The 17,050-nt window shown below is 38.4% G+C and carries 13 protein-coding genes and 1 other RNA gene; 8 read left to right on the forward strand and 6 right to left on the reverse strand.

Annotated features, from left to right (window positions below):
• The first annotated feature begins 125 nt into the window (after nt 1-125).
• Together spxB and GQR93_RS06415 are read left to right on the forward strand one after the other, a co-directional pair.
• A complete protein-coding gene (gene spxB / locus GQR93_RS06410; protein ID WP_187117453.1) occupies nt 126-1,883 on the forward strand; it encodes a pyruvate oxidase in 1,758 nt (585 codons plus the stop codon).
• Nucleotides 1,884-2,004: 121 nt separating this feature from the next.
• Nucleotides 2,005-2,721 (forward strand): hypothetical protein, encoded by a 717-nt coding sequence (locus tag GQR93_RS06415; protein ID WP_225430276.1) that lies wholly within the window; start codon nt 2,005-2,007, stop codon nt 2,719-2,721.
• Nucleotides 2,722-2,907: 186 nt separating this feature from the next.
• Here the strand turns inward: GQR93_RS06415 and GQR93_RS06420 are convergent, their stop codons facing one another.
• From GQR93_RS06420 to GQR93_RS06430, 3 genes are all read right to left on the reverse strand, one after another.
• On the reverse strand, nt 2,908-3,405 hold the full coding sequence (locus GQR93_RS06420; RefSeq protein WP_003553501.1) for a hypothetical protein: 498 nt from the start codon (nt 3,403-3,405) through the stop codon (nt 2,908-2,910).
• 215 nt (nt 3,406-3,620) lie between these two features.
• Nucleotides 3,621-5,612: a cation:proton antiporter gene (locus GQR93_RS06425; RefSeq protein WP_003553503.1), complete on the reverse strand. Its 1,992-nt coding sequence runs from the start codon at nt 5,610-5,612 to the stop codon at nt 3,621-3,623.
• 374 nt (nt 5,613-5,986) lie between these two features.
• On the reverse strand, nt 5,987-6,526 hold the full coding sequence (locus GQR93_RS06430) for a TetR/AcrR family transcriptional regulator (protein WP_225441262.1): 540 nt from the start codon (nt 6,524-6,526) through the stop codon (nt 5,987-5,989).
• Between the two features lie 218 nt (nt 6,527-6,744).
• Here GQR93_RS06430 and GQR93_RS06435 point away from each other — a divergent pair, with 218 nt between their 5' ends.
• From GQR93_RS06435 to GQR93_RS06445, 3 genes are all read left to right on the forward strand, one after another.
• Complete coding sequence (locus GQR93_RS06435; RefSeq protein ID WP_003553512.1) at nt 6,745-7,650, forward strand: cation transporter; 906 nt, start codon at nt 6,745-6,747, stop codon at nt 7,648-7,650.
• Between the two features lie 22 nt (nt 7,651-7,672).
• Nucleotides 7,673-9,148, forward strand: a complete 1,476-nt coding sequence (locus GQR93_RS06440; RefSeq protein WP_225430277.1) for a C69 family dipeptidase — start codon at nt 7,673-7,675, stop codon at nt 9,146-9,148.
• Nucleotides 9,149-9,359: 211 nt separating this feature from the next.
• The gene (locus GQR93_RS06445) at nt 9,360-11,183 is read left to right on the forward strand and encodes a DUF5776 domain-containing protein (RefSeq protein ID WP_003553516.1); all 1,824 of its coding nucleotides are present in this window, start codon (nt 9,360-9,362) and stop codon (nt 11,181-11,183) included.
• A gap of 780 nt (nt 11,184-11,963) precedes the next feature.
• Here the strand turns inward: GQR93_RS06445 and GQR93_RS06455 are convergent.
• The 3 genes from GQR93_RS06455 to GQR93_RS06465 all read right to left on the reverse strand — a co-directional run bounded on the left by GQR93_RS06455 (nt 11,964) and on the right by GQR93_RS06465 (nt 13,895).
• Complete coding sequence (locus GQR93_RS06455; RefSeq protein ID WP_187117454.1) at nt 11,964-12,494, reverse strand: alpha/beta hydrolase; 531 nt, start codon at nt 12,492-12,494, stop codon at nt 11,964-11,966.
• A gap of 197 nt (nt 12,495-12,691) precedes the next feature.
• Nucleotides 12,692-13,060, reverse strand: a transfer-messenger RNA (tmRNA) gene (gene ssrA, locus GQR93_RS06460).
• Between the two features lie 49 nt (nt 13,061-13,109).
• Nucleotides 13,110-13,895, reverse strand: coding sequence for a Cof-type HAD-IIB family hydrolase (locus tag GQR93_RS06465; protein WP_003553522.1), 786 nt, complete (start codon nt 13,893-13,895; stop codon nt 13,110-13,112).
• 117 nt (nt 13,896-14,012) lie between these two features.
• On the opposite strand from GQR93_RS06465, the gene GQR93_RS06470 reads away from it, so the two are divergent.
• Genes GQR93_RS06470 through GQR93_RS06480 form a run of 3 tightly spaced genes read left to right on the forward strand, consistent with a single transcriptional unit; the run spans nt 14,013 to nt 16,959 of the window.
• Complete coding sequence (locus GQR93_RS06470) at nt 14,013-14,711, forward strand: cysteine peptidase family C39 domain-containing protein (protein ID WP_003553526.1); 699 nt, start codon at nt 14,013-14,015, stop codon at nt 14,709-14,711.
• A 17-nt stretch (nt 14,712-14,728) separates the two neighbouring features.
• A complete protein-coding gene (locus tag GQR93_RS06475; protein WP_003553530.1) occupies nt 14,729-15,466 on the forward strand; it encodes a response regulator transcription factor in 738 nt (245 codons plus the stop codon).
• The gene (locus tag GQR93_RS06480; protein ID WP_003553532.1) at nt 15,463-16,959 is read left to right on the forward strand and encodes a sensor histidine kinase; all 1,497 of its coding nucleotides are present in this window, start codon (nt 15,463-15,465) and stop codon (nt 16,957-16,959) included. Before GQR93_RS06475 ends, GQR93_RS06480 begins: the two co-directional genes overlap by 4 nt.
• The last annotated feature ends 91 nt before the right edge of the window (nt 16,960-17,050 follow it).

The raw sequence follows: 17,050 nt of genomic DNA on the forward strand, positions 1-17,050 counted from the left end.
CTGGAAAGATCATCAGGTTCATTTTTTGGGTTACGATTAATAAGTGCATTTAATTGTTTTTCAAATTTGACACCGCTATCATAAGAATGAATAGAAAATTGATGGTTATACAGGAGGTCTTAATAATGGCAGAAACAATTAATTCAGGCATAGCAGCATTACGAACGCTTGAGAGTTGGCATGTTGATCATATTTATGGTATTCCGGGTGGAACTGTTAATAATTTGATGTATGCACTGGATGCCGAAAAAGATCGTATTAAGTATATTCATGTTCGTCACGAAGAAGTAGGTGCTTTGGCTGCGGTTGCCGATACAAAGTTAACCGGACACATAGGTGTTGCGTTTGGATCGGCTGGTCCCGGTGCAACTCATTTGTATCAAGGTGCCTATGATGCAATGGCAGATAAAGTTCCTGTGCTTTTTATTGTTGGTCAAAATCCACAGGCATTAATGAATCAAGATTTCTTCCAAGAGTTTGATGAAAACCCTTGGTTCAAAGATGCCGGTGTGTATGCCCGTACGGTCATGACTGCCGAGAGCTTACCTCATATTCTTGATGAAGCTATTCGACGGGCATTTGCACAACACGGTCCCGCATTTGTGACAATTCCAAACGATTTGTCAAATAAAGAAATTCCGGCCGATGGCTACTATAGTTCGGCTGAGAACTTTGCAAAACCTGTCCTTGGGGCTGGGTCGGATGATCAAATCAATCAAGCGCTTGAATTGATTTCAAAAGCCAAAAAGCCTTTAATTTACGTTGGACAAGGGACAATTGGTGCAGCGGATGAAGTGATGCAATTTGCTAAGAAGTTTCAAATGCCGGTCATTACAACCGCGCTTGGCAAGGAAATTATTCCTTATGACTTTGAAGCATTGTTAGGATCAGCTGCCCGTGTTGCTTCCAAGCCGGCTAATGAAGCTTTGCAAGAAACTGATTTGATGCTGTTTGTTGGGTCCAATTATCCATTTGCCGAAGAAATGTTTAAACCGGATGTTAAATTTATTCAAATTGATAGTAATCCGCAAGTACTCGGAAAACGTCATAAGACCGATGTGGCAATTTTAGCCGATGCTAAGAAGTCTCTTCAGCGATTTATTGAATTGGGTAAGGATAGCGCGCCTTCAGATTGGTATGCCGCAAACGTGGATAACGTTGCTAATTGGCATCAGTACAATGATGACATGATGAATCGAACGGACGGTGAGTTAAGATTTGAACCGGCCTTTAAGGAAATTAATCGAATTTCTGAAGACAACGCAATTTACTCAATTGATGTTGGCGATGTGACTCAAAATGCGGTTCGTTTATTGAAAGTTAACGGTAAACAACCATGGATTACTTCCGGTTTATTTGCAACGATGGGTGTGGGTCTACCCGGTTCCATTGCTGCTAAACTAAGTTATCCGAACCGTCAGGTCTTTAACTTGGCTGGTGATGGTGCTGCTGCCATGGTGATGCAGGATTTAAGTACTCAGGTTGCGTACCACTTACCGGTTATCAACGTTGTCTTCTCAAATGATGCCCTTGGTTTCATTGAAGATGAACAGGAAGATGACAATCATGAATGGTTTGGCATTAGTTTGCCGCAAACCGATTTTGCCAAAGTAGCCGAAGCTCAAGGTATGACCGGTATTACGGTGACAAAAGTTGAACAAATGAAGCCGGCGTTTGATCAAGCAGTTGAGTTGACCAAAGCTGGTAAACCGGTCTTAATTGACGTTAAGATGACTAATGAGCGTCCAATACCGGTTGAAAAACTAACATTGGATCCTGATAAGTTTGACGAAAAGACGATTAATGAGTTTAAGAAACGTTATTATGCCGACAAGCTTGTTCCATTAAGTGAATTCTTAAAGAAACACGGTGTTCGGTCATAAACCTGATTAACTAAATTAATAAAGCTTCCAAAAATGATTTTGAACTTGTTTTTAAATCGTTTTTGGAAGCTTTTTTGTAGTTCTGAGTGTGCCATAATAAAAGGAGAGGGGGGGCTTTACATTGCGTTTGTGGCATAGGTGGCTTTTATTAGGATTACGAATCGGATTTATTGCTTTATGGTATATCATGTTTGCTTTAGCAGCGGTTGGGTTAAACGAGGTTCACATTAGCTCGGATGGCGATAATTGGGGTGTTATCCTTATTTTATGGATTTTATTATTCCAATGGTTTCTGATTGTTATTGCATTACCGGCAGCGTTTCTTAAAAAGAAAAAATCCCTTTTTATACTGACAGGGTTGATGGTCATACTATCAGTAACATTTTTCGGCGATATATTTCATCCGGAACTTGGGAATGTGACCCTTAGCCAGTCTGCCAATAATTTATTGACACTTATTTTTCCGTGTGTTCTGGTCGTTACGGCTTGGTATTTTCCAGTACTTTTAGGTTGTCACTTAGGAGACCAACATCACCGATTGACAGTTTGGATTATTTTGCCAAGTATGCTTAGTGTAATAAGCTTATTAACGCCAAGCGGGGCCACCAGATTATTTTTGTTGGGTGATGGTCATATGATTGGGGCGGCTAAATCGAAACTGGTAGTAAATACTTATAAATTAAAGGAACGGTCACATCCTTATGCTGTTTATTCAACGAGAAACCCCCGTATTAAAACATATGACAATGAGATGGTCTGGGACCTACAAATAAAAGTGTCCCGTTACGGTTGGCTATATATCCCGATGGATAATGACAGCTGGACTGAGGGCGCTTAAATTTGCGAAAACGAAAACAGCTTATCATTGATTGATACTGGCGTATACCCCCAGAGCTAAAGTTTTTACTTTAACTTTTGGGGGGGATACCTCACATCAAACAAAGATAAACTGTTTTTTCACGCTCTGTAGTAAGTAAGTTTTTGAATAAAACGATTTGATAACAGACAGGTCTTCTGTTTCGAATTATTGAGATGTTGAATTGGTTGATGAATCATTCAATTGCCTTAGTTCAGATAGTAATTGAAGTAACTGAGCATGGTAAATATCATTCCGTAAGGTCTGATTTCCCTGACTAAACCAGTACTGTTTAGCTGGATAAACGTATTTTTCCGGTACTTGGTATTTGTTGGCGATTTCCTGAAACGTCCCTGGATTATTTGCGGCTTGTTGGAGTCTATAAAGCGGTTCCTGTTCAATGATTTGAACAACTTGTGGCCGAATTTCAGCCGGAACCTTTGGTTTGACGATTTTAACAACTGTATTTTTAATTGGTTTGTCTAAAATAGTATTGGTTTGTCGTTGAGCATCGGATAGTTCATGAATTTGATGACCAATGTACAGAAAGCCTCCCAGAAGTACCAGTAATACGATTACGACAACAATTAATTTTGTATGTTTTGTTTTTTTAGTTTGTTGCGTTGTTTGGTTTCGCTGCATACGTGACGGTGTTTGATTTTGCATAAAACTCCCCCTTCAATCTGTCGCTTTCATTCAGTATAACATTTATTGCGAAATGGTCCGTTTTTAAAAGGTTGGGATCTGAAGGGAGCGTTATCGTTCTAATTTAAGCTTTTGCTGGTTGGTATTTTAAAATAACAAACCCCATTAATAGAAAGCCTGACTAATGACACTTTAATGCGTGCCATTTAGTCAGGCTTAATAATATTAAATACATTTTAGTTGCTGAATATTTCTGTATTTTGAAGATAAGTCATTTCATCAATTGAGATTCGCTGCTGAAGCTTTTCGGCAAGGGATGAATTGATCTTTCCGGTACTTAAAGCTTCTTGAATTAGTTCGTACTCGCTATGAAAGGCTCGCATGAACATCTGATAAACGATGTCAGCATTAACGTCCTTTCCATGAATTCGACGGTGGCGTGTTCGATAGAATCGTTTAACCATGTTTGATTCAACACCGCTTTCAACATCTTTGGTTTTTAGAAAGGCCATAACGGCATCAAAGCCAACCTGTTCAATCGGTAAAATATCCTCACCGTGTTTTTTAAATTGTTCCCGCCAGTAAACTTCTTCAAGAATAACTGGAGCGGTTAGAAAAGCATCTTGTGCGCGATTCATGTCCTTGTATAAGGTTCCGATGTGTAAACTGAAGCGAATTCGTAACAGGACATTTTTCCAAATTTTTTCATCGGCAGAGAAATTATTTAGTTGTAAGAATTTCCCATAATAAAACAATTCATCATCGGTGATTTTGCCGTCGTCATGTAATTTTTGAACAGCTCTTAACTCTACCTGATGACTTTCACTCATCAATCGGCGACGTAACTTTAAATTTGGTGTGCCGTCTAAAACCAATTGTTGTTGCAGAGAATCGATAACAATTTGGGCTTCTTCGGGATGCTCTTTTTCTTTAACCAAATCGGAAATTGCCGCTTGAAGCATGCGCCGTACCCATCGATACCTTGGCTGATTATTATCTTGACTCGGTAAAAGAAGCGGGACGAAAATCGTTGGCATAATCAAACTGATGAAAATAACAACAGCTGCCAAAAAGATCATGGGTCCACGAAATTCGAACGGTTGACCATGAATGACTTCTGGCATCGAGAAAGCCAAAGAAAGGGTAATGGTTCCGTTCGCGCCACTAAAGGCCATGACCAGACTATCCCGCCATTCGTGACTTGTTTTAACACGTCTTTTAATTAAATAACGACTCCAGAACAGACGGATAATACCTTTGGCCAGATAAAGGAGAACCCCGATGCCAATCAATTTATACACACCGAAGTTTGGGTTGGGGGATTGTTGCATGGCAGTAATGACTTCCGGTAAGGAGAGTCCTAATAAGACAAACACGGTTCCTGATAACATGCCGGAAATGATTTCCCAAACATTACTGGTAATTAACTGCATTCGTGATGAGGTTAAACGTAGCTTTTCACGTTCGGAACCCTGGGCTAGTCCGGCAGCCACAACGGCCAGGATACCTGACAATGCCAGCTTTTCGGCCAAAAGGTAAACCAGAAATGGCGTCAATAGTTGTATGAGAACCATGATGAGCGGTGTATCATCGTTGTAGCGAATTAAGAATAGACGAACGCTAACGATTAAGACACCGATTAGACTTCCAAATAATAAGCCACCTAAAAATTCCCATAAGAACATGCCGACTGCCAACTCCATTGAAAAAGTGCCGGAGATAAAGGCAGCTAGTGACATGTCAAAAACGACAATGCCGGCCGCGTCATTAAACAGTGATTCGTGTTGTAAAATACCGGCTTGTTCTTCAGCAATGGGATTTGATTCAAAAATCGAATTAACCGCTGAGGCATCGGTAGGCGTGACAATAGCGAGCAGTGCAAACGCCAAACTAATGGGTAGCACGGTATAAACCATGTGCAGTCCGGCACCAACAACCAGCACGCTGACCAACACCAGGCCAACTGCTAACGATAAAATATTGGTGATAGATCGTCCGATCCAAAGCCGTGAACTATTTTGCGCCTCATTAAACAGCATCGGTGCAATCACTGCAAGCGCAAAGGTGGATGGATCAAGGTGAAAATTTTTATAAACAGGTAATCCTGCCAACAGAACACCTAAGAAAATCAAGAAGAATGGCAGTGGAATTTTTGTAAAGTATCGTGCCAAAATATTGGCTAAAACAACGGCTGCCAAAATAATTGCTAAAAGTAACACCTCATCCATTTTCGGCACTTCCTTTTTGTCAGTTTATTAACGATATCAGTTTAGCACTTATAGCCTAAAAAAGTGCCGGATAGCACTTGAGTTAAAGGTCATTGGGCACAGATGACGACTAATATAAAAGTGATATCAGTCAAAGTCTTTAATATGACCGTCAGGCTGTGGCGATCCTATCCTGATAAATAAGGATACAAAAATGGCGAGCCGCTTCGACCTTCTGAACGCAAATGCGCCGATCGTTACGAACTCACCGTGGTTTGGCACCGTCATGAAGTATAGCATGAAAAGTACTGGAATATCAAGGGGGAAGGATGGTCTCATTTATATAGAAGAGACGCGTTATTAGCGCCCAAAGCGAACTAATAACGATGATATTTTTATAATTTATCCAAAATTGATCTTACAATTTCAATAAAGTCATCTTTATCAGGTTTCATGTCATGTTGGGTCCATTCGATAACAATTCCCATCATGCCACGAACGGACCAAACAATTTCATAATATCCCTGCAAATCGTCTTTATTAATTTTTTCGAATTGCATGACCTTGTCCACAAAGATATTGGACAATCTGTTTACAACAGAAACGGTGTTTTCTTTAATAAAAATCGAAAAAAGAGTTTTATTTTTGTCAATGTAATTAATGAGTCTCTGAGCAAGCTCAAAATAGCTTTCTGTTTGCGTAGTTGGGTAGTAGGTTTCAAAGCTTTCAAATAAGCCGTCCAAAAAATGATTATTTAACTGATCGTATAAATCATACAAATCATCGTAATGGAGATAAAAAGTACTTCTGGATATATCGGCCTCGTGAACAATTTCGGCAACCGAAATTTTGTTTAGGGGCTTTTTTTGTAGAAACTGAATGAGTGCTTCTTGAATACTTTTCTTGGTTTTTCTCTGTCGTCTGTCTTCAGCCATATTTTCCTCCAATTGGTCAATTTTTATTATTTTGTCCATTAAAAGACATTTTTCAATGAATTGCTCTTTGATAAAAGGGAAAAATATCTATAATATACACATATTCATTTATAGACAACCGTCTATTAAGCTCTAAGTATGACTAAGTTTCTCAAAAAAGCAAGTTATCTTGATAAATAATGATATTTGAATTTCTTGAATAAGGTGAGGGATAGAAAATGAACGCAAAAAGAATTGAACAACAAAGCCTCAATCGGGGCGTCATTATTAACATTCTAATGGGGAGTGCTGGAATGCTTGTGTATGCTTTTACCCATCTTGAAGCCTTATTTCTAGATGCTTCGTTTGTATTAATTGAAGTCATTTCCGGCATAGTTGCCGCCGCTATTTCCAGAATAAGTCAGAGAAAAACGAAACAGTTTCCAAAGGGGCTGTTTATCTTAGAACCGGTTTATGTGTTTTTTAAGTCGATATTAATCATTTTCTTGATGGGGTTTACGACTTGGAGTGTTAGCGTTAAAGCTTATTTATTTTTTACAGTCGGGCAGGGAACCAAAATTAATGTTATTCCGGTTCTGATATATGCAATTGTGATGGTTATTTTAGGATCATGGCTGTTAACGATGTACCGCAGGGGAAACAAAAAGATGAAAGGAGCAAGCGAAATACTGACTGTCGAATCTAAAAATAGTTTTATCGATGTCATGATGTCTATCGGTATTGCTTTTGTAGCAATGCTGCTGGTGTTTATTCCAAGCGGATCACCCTTATCATTTTTGCTATATACCGGTGACTTCTTCATTACTATCATAATTGTCCTAATGTTTATTGGGCAGCCAATTGGTTTTATGATTCAGTCGGTTAAGGAGATACTGGGCGCAGAACTGCCGGCTGGGCCGACCAAACACACAATAGAAGCCATTGTGTCGAAGCACGTGTCAAACTGTAAAAAAATATTTATTTTTAAAAAGGGGATGCACATTCAAGTGGATGTTTACTTATCTCCAGGGATGGGAGCTTGTGCCCTCAACTCAATAAAATTGATTAGAGATAATCTAATAGCGATATTTCAATTAGTAGACGTTGATTTCATGATTGATTCACAACGGGAAAACAAACAATAATTTATTGAAGGTGGGAGAATATATGAAATTATATGAAAAAATCATCATTGGAGCACTGACATCATTAACTTTTTTTGCTGGAGCTTTAAAAGCATCAGCTTGTACAACTGTGATAGTCGGCTCTAAGGCAACTAAAGATGGTTCAACGATTATTGCCAGAAATGAAGATAACTCAACAAATTGGGCAAAGCATTTTATTGTCCATGCACATACGGATACTGGTCAAACAACCTACGTTTCGAAAGGAAATCAATTTACCATTCGGCTTCCTAAAATCCATCAAAGATACACATCAACTCCGGACTGGACACAAAAACATGGTCAATACGGAGAGGATGGCATTAACGAAAGTAACGTTGCAATGAGCGCGACTGAATCAACAGATTCAAATAGGAAGGCCATTAAGGCGGATCCATTCGTAAAAAGGGGGATCAGTGAAGATGCCATGCTCGATGTGGTATTACCTTATATTCATTCTGCTCGTCAAGGAGTGATCAGAATGGGGAACATTATTAGAAAGAGTGGTGCCGCAGAGTCCGACGGTATTATTTTTTCTGATAAAAATGAAGTGTGGTATATGGAAATCGGAGCGGGTCATCAATGGGCTGCGGTTAGGCTGCCTGCTAACAGATACGCGATCATTCCCAATCAATTGAGAATAGGACGATTGAGATTAAAAAACCATAAGAAGTATTTAGCTTCCAAGCATCTCGTTTCTTTTGTACGAAAGCATAAGTTACTTGGCTACAGTAAAGGGACTGTTAACTTTGCTAAAGCATTTGGAACCAGCAACAAAGCCGATCGGCAGGAAAATAATCCTCGAATTTGGGACGGTCAAAGAATTTTAACACCAAGTAAAAAGCAGAGCCCAGATCAGAGAAGTTTTCAGATGTTTATGAAATCCGATAAAAAAATTACAGTTCAAAAAGTTGGTCAAGTTTTGGCTAGTCATTTTACAAATACCAAGTATGATTCAAAAGGTCGATGGCTTAATAAATTTCGACCGATTAACATGCCAATGAATGATGAATCACACATTCTTCAAATTAGGCCACATGTTGCTAAGGCCATTTCAGGTATTCAATGGTTGGCAATGGCTTCTCCAGACACTAGTGTTTATGTTCCGTTTTACACGGATATTAATAACACACCGGTGACTTATCAAATTGGAACTGATAGGTATGATTCGAAATCCGCTTTTTGGACATACAAATTAACGGGAGTTTTGGCACAGCCTTATCCAAATAGTTTTACTAACCGCTATATTCGTCCCATTCAAAGAAAGGTTAATCGACAACTTCTGCGTCATTTAAAGAATAGCGATAAACAATCCAGTGCAATTGCCAAGACAGCGGATTTGCAAACCTATTTAACTGCCAGCAACCAAGCGAACGCTGTACTTGCCCAGAAACAATTTGATGAGTTGAATGCAAATCTGATTACAAAATCAACATCAGAGGTTTTTAAGGAACTGCATATTAATGTGTCGAAGGGATGACAAGTTTTTGATGTAAATTTTCCCTTATCGATTAGCTACCACATAATAAGTACATGTATTCGCAAATTATAGTATTCGCTAAGAATTATAGGTGTTGTAAGTAGAGAGGCATGTTGATAGTGGGAAATTAGTTAACATGGTAAAATACTATAAACAAGGTAACTATTAGGTAGCAAAAGTTTATCGATTTTGATACTTGAGGGGTACATGTATGAAAAAATTCGAATATAGTTTATTGGCATTGACAATTGCTTTGGGAGTAAGTTTTTTGCAACAAGGGTCTAAAGCCAGCACGAGCCCAGAAACCGGTACAAGAAGTTCACAAATAGTAGAATCTAGGGAAACATTAGATTCTTGGATGCCTGATAAGGGCTTACAACAGGATATTTTAGCCTATCTAAAGAAAACATCCCAGCTTCCAAAAGATGCCACATTAGAGGATATTACTAAAGAAGTGGCAAAGAATAATCGTTATATAAACATTGATATTACTAATCCAGTATCTTCATTGCAAGGATTAGAATTCTTCAACGGTATGTTTAGTATCGGGTTCTTAACGTTTAGGAATACAAAAGTGCTTTTTCCGGATTTAAGTTATTTAAACTCAAACCTAAGTAACAGTTACCATCAGCTTACTACCCAGTATGATAATAATGGTTTTAATGATTTGTCACAAACGTTAAATCAGATTAAGCAACAGTTGAGTACACGAGAAGACCTTGGAAAGTTACATGTCGTTTATTTAGGGTTTACTCATCAGCATTTTACGGATATTTCGCCATGGTATGGCTTTTCTCAACAATATTCTAATCTTTCTCTTTACCAAAATGGGTTTTGGGGATTTAATAACAATACGGCATTTGCAGAAGCACAATTGGAGGAAAATGGCGACATTGTTTTAAAAAATCCGTTGTATATTTTTGATGATCAAGGGAATAGAATTTCACTGACTGATGGCATAACCGCGACTAACAACGGTAGCTATGATCAAGGTAAAAATGAAATTATTTGGCACAACGCTGATCCAAATACAAAATTGGAAGTAAACTGGAAAAAAATTATGAGTGATCCAAGCCCCTATAACAAGCAACCAAATAAGGATATAAATTTTAATGGTCAATTAACGATTAATGTATTGGGTAGGCCTGTAACCGTCAATTACCTTGATGAAAGTCATAACAAAATTGCAGAATCTAAAATTATTACCGGCTATTTTGGTGATAATTATAAAACCGAACAAGTAGATGTACCGGGATATACATTCATTTCGGTCGATGGCGAAAAGGTGGGGAAAATTGGTGCTAAGAATGTCATTGTAAATTATTACTATAAAAAGGAGTCGACACCAACAGTGCCGACAACCCCGACGACGCCAACGGTGCCAACGGTGCCAACGGTGCCAACGACGCCAACGGTGCCAACGGTGCCAACGACGCCAACAACCCCAACAGCGCCGACGACACCAACAGCGCCGACAACCCCGACAACCCCAACAGTGCCGACAACACGTCCAGTCCAAGTTTCGGATTCTGACATTCCAAATTATGTAGTCGCAAAAGGTCAAGCTGTATATGCAGTAAATACGATTGGACTTTATAAAAAAGGTGATTTTTCCAAGAGAAATCGTATTAAGTATTACAAAAGAGCCGTACGAATTAATCGTCCGGAGTTTGTTGTTAAAGGATATAAACGGGATAAGTCTGGCAAATTAAGGTATCGCGTCCAACAATATAGTCCGTATGCTAAGCGGTATATTAAAGGAACCTCTGGATACATTACTTCTAGCGTTAAATATGTCATCCCTGCTTATTATGCGACTCTGCCCGCAAATAAAAAGATCAAAATTATTAACCCAAATGGAATAAACTCATACAGGAAACGTGCACTCACCGGAGAAATCAGGCATTTTAAAAAGGGACAAATATTAAAAGTAAAAAAAATCGTTAAGTACAAATATACTACGAGATACCAGTTGTTAAATGACCGTTACATTACGGCTAATAAGAAATTTGTCATTTTTACTAAGTTTAAATAGTTTAAAAAGCCAAAACGCCCATCCTTTTTGACAGGTGGGCGTTTTTGTCATTACTATCTTTATTTAAACAGGGCTTCTTTGGCACTTAGCAGTTTACTAATGCTGTTAGGCAGAATATGCCTCTGTTCCATTATCGCTTTCGAAGTTCTTCTATAGTAATTGAGAAAGCTTCCGGGGCCACTAACCGTTCACATCGCATTCCCTTATTGTTAATAAGATTTAAAGAGATTAAGGAACCGACAGTATTTAAATCATCAATCATAAAATTCTTATCATCTAAAAGTATAAAATCACTATTGGGTCGTTTTTGTCGTATTTCTTTTAAATGATTTAGGACCATATCCACGGTCTTTTCAGCAAAAGCTTCTTGAGTATCAAAGTTATTTCTCGGCACTACACATCACCATCTTCTATAAATTTGTTTAAGTATACCAGAATGCTGTTAAAATCCCAATGAGTTAATGTCAAAAGAAGCTGGACTTTGTATTTTTTTTAAATAAGGGCAATTGTTTCCGACTTGATTAGTTACTCAATTCAGCGTTTGATGGTAAAGTGGCTGTGCCTATCCGTCGAAAAATCGATATCAAGGAGAAGTAAGTAGCTACAACGACTAACGAAAGTTTCACTAAAGAAGGAATTGAAACTCGGGTTAATTTTGTAGGTTGGTGTTTCGGTTCATGTGTTGAAATGCTTTGATTTTTTTGAAGTTAGTTTGTTGTTTTATACAAGTTGTTACTCAAACAATAGAATTGGTCTGAGCAACAGCTTGTAACATTTTGATTAATATTGATTCAATAAAGTAAGCAACAATGGTTGGTGTTTTTGCATAAAATGACCGTCGTTACGTAAAATGAGCGTGTCACCCAAATGATCAAATAAAACTTTACCTTGTTTTTCATCGCACTTAAAAGGATCGTTAAAGGAATTTAGTATGAAGAATTCCTTTGCATTGTTTTTGACGGTAGTCCAGTCGTAAGACTCTTTTAGGGTAGTGTGTTTCATGCCGTTAGGCTGACTATAACCTGCTATTAAATAAACGGCTCTTACAGGCGTTTCTAAATGTTGTTCTAATAAAGCGAAGATAATATTTGTTCCTGCAGAATGTCCAATTAAAATTGTATCTTTGGTAAATTCTAAATCCATTTTATTAATCTTTTCCAACGTGTCAGTTAAAGGTTCTTGGTCAAGTTGGGGTAAGTTAACTACAATACTTGAAATACCATGATTGATTAAACTATTAGAGATATTTTGGTACCAAAATTTATTTGCTGTGGCATGAGGTGCCGATCCGTGAAAAATAATTGCATTCATTGTAAGTCCCTCCAGTACATTTAAGCAAAAGAACCAATATCCCAGAAACTCTGGAGTATTGGCTCTTTTAAGACGTTGACGGAAACGTATTAGTTTCCACATAAGTTGTTTTTACCGACGTTAGATAACAATCGAGAAAGTCAAGAATATCATTGTACCAGTATTTTAACACTCGACAGCCCCTCATGAAACCCTATCAATGGAGTCGGCGGGAGTCGAACCCGCGTCCGAGCATATCGCCACCTAGATATCTACGTTCATAGATCTACTATTTGGAATTCACCATTTAAAACGCCGCAAATCAAGGCACCCATAAATGGCTAACCTGATTAATCTCTTCAGTTGACTTCAGGTGGGAGCCAACTGCGTGAGCCCACTAAATTTAAGACCCAGATCCAACCCATGGGCGAGATTGGGAGGATCTACGTTAAGCGCTTATTAGGCAGCTAAAGCGTAAGAATTGTTATTATTTTTTGCAGTTATAATTTAAACTGGGCGTTTTTACGTGACGCCGCACGAAACGCAATCCAAGCTCGACCTATACCCGTCGAATCCTTAACGACCCCGTATAGATACAATAGTATTGTATCATACATTCAAATTAGTTAGAAGTAATTAGATTAGATCATAGTGCTTGAGGCCATTTACAATGCCGTGATCTGTATTATTAGTGGTGATAAACTCTGCATATTCTTTAACATGTGGCAAACCGTTGCCCATAACAACCGGATGATCGACATATTGGAGCATTGGCACATCGTTATTACCGTCACCAAATCCGTAAGTGGGAATGCCGTTTAATCCTGCGTTTGAAATAAGTTCCTGGATGCCGCGTTTTTTTGAACCGTTTTTAACGACGACATCCATACTAAACGGTGTATTTCGATAGAAAGTCAGTGTATCATCAAATGTATCAATATATTTTTGATCGTGACCAACGGTGTTGACAACCATCATATAAATTGGGTGTTGCTTGACGAAATCTTCTGCGCCCAAAGGTGGAATTCGAGTATTAATAGATTGGTAGTTGTTTTTTGTGTCGTCCGTCACAAAGTTGATTGCGGCTCCTAAATTATTCATCACGGTTGTTGATTCGTTCATTGATTTGGCAAAATCCATAAACTTAGTTACAATTTCCGGCTTGATAATTGCTTCATAAACTGGTTTGTTTTCAAAAAGAACATAATCACCATTTGCGGATACGACTGTATCAATTTCTGTTTTTTCTAATATTTCAGGGATTTCAAAGATATTTCTACCAGTGGAAATAACTGGTAGAACATTGTTGCGACGCAATTGTTTCATTGCTTCAGCAACTTCTGGATCAACTTTTGTTTGTTCGTTTAATAATGTATGGTCGAGATCGAAAAATGCAATTCCTTTATACATGAATTTAACCATCCTAGTTTTTTAATTTGTGGAAAAAGAAACGTTACTTTATTATCATAACAATCTTGGACCTTTTCAAGCAAGTTGACCATTTTCTGGTAAAATAGATATAGTATGGGGTGAGAAAAAATGGAGAAGACGACCATCGCTAATGAAAAGACCAATCGGTTTTTTGTGCGACTTAGAAGAATCCCTGGAGAACACTGGTATCTTGCGACTGAAGGACCAAAAATTACGACTACCAGCAGTAAGGTTAAGATTCCAGATGAAATCAAAACCCAGGATTTTTTGATTGATCAAATTAGTTTTTTTAATAAACAAATTTGGTATCACTTTACTTACGGTGACCTATCAGGGTGGCTGCCTAAACGAAACATCCGCAAGACCTTTCGTAGACTGGATGTTCCTGCCATTAAGCAAGAAACTCAAGCAGATATTGATAATCAATCTGCAGCACTGATGATGCTGCTTCGAAATGCCGGGAGTGATATTTCATATCCTGATTTAAAGGCTGCGGTTGAAAAATGGCAGCGAACGAATACCGGTTTGATCGGTTTAAGCGATTTGATTATTTCGGAAACTCACTCTATAAGGGATTTAAATAAGGGCAATTTGAGGCAACTAGATAAACAATTGCTTAGAAGACGACCGATTGTATTGCGAGTCAATGGACTGAATAATTTAAAATCCAGCTTAATTGTTCTGACTGGTTTTAACAGGAAACTATATTTCTATAACGATCCGTGGACTGGGCGATTAGAATCGGTCTCGGAGAATCATTTAAAAAAGCATTGGCTTCAAGGTCATGTAGAAGCCATTAGCTATTAGGAGTTGGGGGAAAGACAATGAAACTGTTAATGATAGAAGATAACAAATCGGTTTCAGAGATGATGTCGATGTTCTTTCAAAAAGAGGGCTGGGACGTTTCTTTTGCATATGATGGTATTGAGGCTGTTGACATGTTCAATGAAGATCCGGAAAGTTGGGACATGATCACATTGGATTTGAATTTACCAAAAAAGGACGGCATGGAAGTTGCCAAAGAAATTCGTGCTAAATCTAAATCCGTTCCAATCATAATGCTGACAGCTCGTGATTCTGACAGTGATCAGGTGCTTGGCTTTGAGATGGGTGCGGATGACTATGTGACCAAGCCATTTTCACCCATCACGCTAGTTGCCCGAATTAAAGCCTTACAGCGTCGGGCACATACAGAGGCTCAAGCTGAAGAACCAGAGCATTCTGAAGAGAAACAGAAAAAAGAATATCAAATTACAACTGAGCATTTTAAACTTAATACGAATACTCGAGAAGCGTATTTGGATGGTCAATTAATACCGGAACTAACGCCAAAAGAATTTGAATTATTGAATGCACTTGCTCAGAAACCGCGTCAGGTATTCTCCCGTGAGCAGTTATTGGAACTGGTTTGGGGATATGAGTATTATGGCGATGAGCGAACCGTCGATGCGCATATCAAAAAATTACGTCAGAAAATCGAACGGGTTGGACCTCAGGTTATTCAAACCGTTTGGGGTGTTGGTTACAAATTTGACGATAGTGAAGTGGACAAAAAGAAATGAAAATGATTTATCAGCAGTTATTGGCCTTTTTTCTGGTAATTGCCGTGACAATCCTTTTACTTGGTATTTCATTTGGAAGAATGTCCAAAAGCTTTGTGTACAACGATGAGTGGCGAAGTCTGGAGAAATATTCGGATAGTTTGGTTCAGCAGTCATTGACAGTTAATACAAAGAGCAGTCAACAAGTAACTTTCAGTCTCAGCACTTTAAAAACGGCGCAGGCACTTTTGGAAAATCAATCTGTTCATTTTACGGTATTCAATCAAAAAAACCAGGTTATTTATCCAAATAATGGTTTATCACCCAAGGTTACTAAAAATGATTGGCGGCATTTAACAAAGGACCAGATTGTCAGAAAAGTCAATAATCGAAATTTTAAGTTAAGCAATGGTAAAACCAGACCGGCAATGATCGAGATTTTAAAACCATATTATTACAATAAGAAATTGGTTGCTGTCGTGAGTGCAGGTGTGTTTGTTTCGGATGTTAATTCAAACGTTGACCGAATTAACCGGGACCTTTTGAAGGGGCTGGGCGTGTCTCTGATTATTTCCATGATTATCAGTTTCTTTATTGCAAGTCGCTTGAATCGTCGAATTAGTAGGCTTCGAGCAGCTGCAACCCAGGTTTCGAATGGTAATTATGATATTCGGGTCAAATCCGGTGGAAACGATGAAATCGGTGAGTTGATTACGGATTTTAACCATATGACGGAATCTTTGGAAAAGGCCAATCAAGAAATTCAGCGGCAGGAAGAACGACGCCAGGAATTTCTGGCGGATGCTGCTCATGAAATGAGAACGCCGTTAACGACAATCTCTGGGATCCTGGAGGGAATTAAGTATGATGTCATTCCTCAGGAACAGCGGGGGAAAAGTATTGATTTAATGAGCAATGAAACTCAGCGGCTTATTCGATTGGTTAATGAAAATTTGGATTATGAAAAAATTCGTTCGAATTCGATTCGACTTGAAAAAAGACATTTTAATGCAACGAAGGTTCTTAGCAGCATCGTGGAACAATTAGGAAGTAAGGCTTCCGAATCAAAAGATCGTTTTGAGATTCAAGCTCCGGACGATTTACCTATATACGCTGATTATGATCGGTTTGTTCAAATTGTTTTTAATATCACAAACAATGCGATTCAATTTACAGACAGTGGGACAATCACCTTAATTGGTGAACGCGGTTATAACGAAACGATTATTCGGATCAAAGATACTGGAATTGGTATGACAAAGGAACAACAAAAAAATATTTTTGAACGATATTATAAAGCTGATGCCTCCAGAAGAGCCCGAAAATACGGAGAATCCGGATTGGGGTTGGCAATTGTCCACCAACTTGTTCAACAACATGGTGGCAAGATCTCAGTGGCTTCTAAGCCGCACAAGGGAACCACCTTTACCGTTATCATTCCTGATCAAACGGATGCTGAAAAAAAGGCTGCCGGGAATAATAAGCGAAAATCATCTGAAAGAACAGATGTGTAAAAATAGGCGCTCACGCAGATTTGTGTGGCGTCTATTTTTAGGGTCTAAAATTTTTGGGGTTGATACCGTAAGGTATCAATCTTTTTTTGCA

Origin of the sequence: Lentilactobacillus hilgardii, assembly GCF_009832765.1 — a bacterium.
Taxonomy (GTDB): Bacteria; Bacillota; Bacilli; order Lactobacillales; family Lactobacillaceae; genus Lentilactobacillus; species Lentilactobacillus hilgardii.